The following is a 1,392-nucleotide window of genomic DNA, read 5'->3' on the forward strand; positions in this document are numbered from 1 at the left end:
TAACCCAAGAACCCTAGGGACGAAATCCAAACAATTAACAAGATTCCATCAAGGGGAGAATTTAAACACCACCATCATCAGCACATCGATTGAACAATCGTTTCTAATTCGAGACCAAACCCAAGGACAGATTGATATTATTAACCTCAATCATAAGAACGACATTCAAAACATCTCTACCGATGAACTAAGACAGAACATCATTATTGTATTAAATCATGGCAATCACGATTTAAACCCGAACAACATTGAAAAAATCGTCGAGAACTTTAATGGCCGAGACATCCAATTCATGTCAAATGATAACCTTAAAGAGGACATCAAATCGTGCATTGATAAACTAGAGCGAGATAACAGTGCACATAACCTTGAATTAAGTGAGCCGCACACGTCTCATCAGGAGAGGGAATTAGACACCTTCAACTATAATGAGAAAACAGAACTCGACAGCCAATCATTCGACCACTTTGAGCCAAAAGAATATTCACCTCAACAAGAGATGGAATTTAATCAATCAGAGAAAGAGAGACATTGGGAAGACAGAGAAATCGACAGAGAGTTAGAGCGATAATAAGAGGGTAGCTGCTGCTACCCTTTTTTTTCGCCTGCAAGATAAGCATCCACTTTTTTATCCACATCAGCGGAAACCAAATTACGCATTTCTACTGCATCTTTTTTATTTTCATGGAACGCGACACCATCAAAACTTTGTGTGTGGGTTAAATTACCCGTCCCTTGGATCATCCTGATCCGTCGATACATCTCTTCCATCAACTCGCGGTTAGACGGCCGCTCATCTTCCTTATCGTTCAGTTTGATCCTCAATGCCAGCGTGAGAAGTTGCCTGACGGCTTCCGCATCACCTAACTTTTCTCTGTCTCTGAACACCTTAAAATCTTGCTCCAATTCACCCCGAATGTAACTCTGTACAGAAAAAGCTTTCGCCATAATCCCACCATCCTTTCTTAGATTTCCCTCTAAACAACACTTTACCTACATTACAATTAAATCACATGCTTGCAAAAAAGCTCACTATTTATCATTAAAAACATCGAGTTAATTGCTAATAAATCACTAGTACATCACTTCCACTTTAAACAAGCTCTCAGACCTTTCTCGAAAAGGGATTAAGTACAATTGATGCATTTATGATGTAAATCTACATTGGATTTCAGCGGCTAATTAGTTGAAATTTTGAAAATTTCCCCCCCAAAATATTCACTCTTCTATTTATATCATAAGTTATTGATTGTATTGTCTTTATGTTTAAAGCAGACAACCATTTAAATCGTTTTCGATTTAGCGTGGTGTGTGGTGAAGAATTGAAAATACAGGGGCATCTTGGGGGCGCTTTCCAATTAGTCTTTGTTTTCGCTAAGAGGCTAAATTATC

Annotated in this window: 2 protein-coding genes; one reads left to right on the forward strand and one right to left on the reverse strand. The window is 38.4% G+C overall.

The features are described 5' to 3' along the window. Positions 1–571 (forward strand): hypothetical protein (locus AB4496_RS19730; RefSeq protein ID WP_372131696.1); only part of this gene is annotated, 571 nt, incomplete at its 5' end. 17 nt (positions 572–588) lie between these two features. Here AB4496_RS19730 and AB4496_RS19735 read toward each other — a convergent pair. Further along, positions 589–948 carry a hypothetical protein gene (locus AB4496_RS19735; protein WP_016800120.1) on the reverse strand — a complete coding sequence of 120 codons (360 nt, stop codon included), beginning with the start codon at positions 946–948 and terminating at the stop codon, positions 589–591. Between the last annotated feature and the right edge of the window lie 444 nt (positions 949–1,392).

Source organism: Vibrio sp. 10N.222.46.A1 (assembly GCF_041473595.1).
Lineage (GTDB): Bacteria > Pseudomonadota > Gammaproteobacteria > Enterobacterales > Vibrionaceae > Vibrio > Vibrio tasmaniensis_A.

What these genes read in the sequence shown, in the direction of transcription:
- AB4496_RS19735 (WP_016800120.1), bottom strand. Translation starts at nt 948, where the DNA reads ATGGCGAAAGCTTTTTCTGTACAGAGTTACATTCGGGGTGAATTGGAG.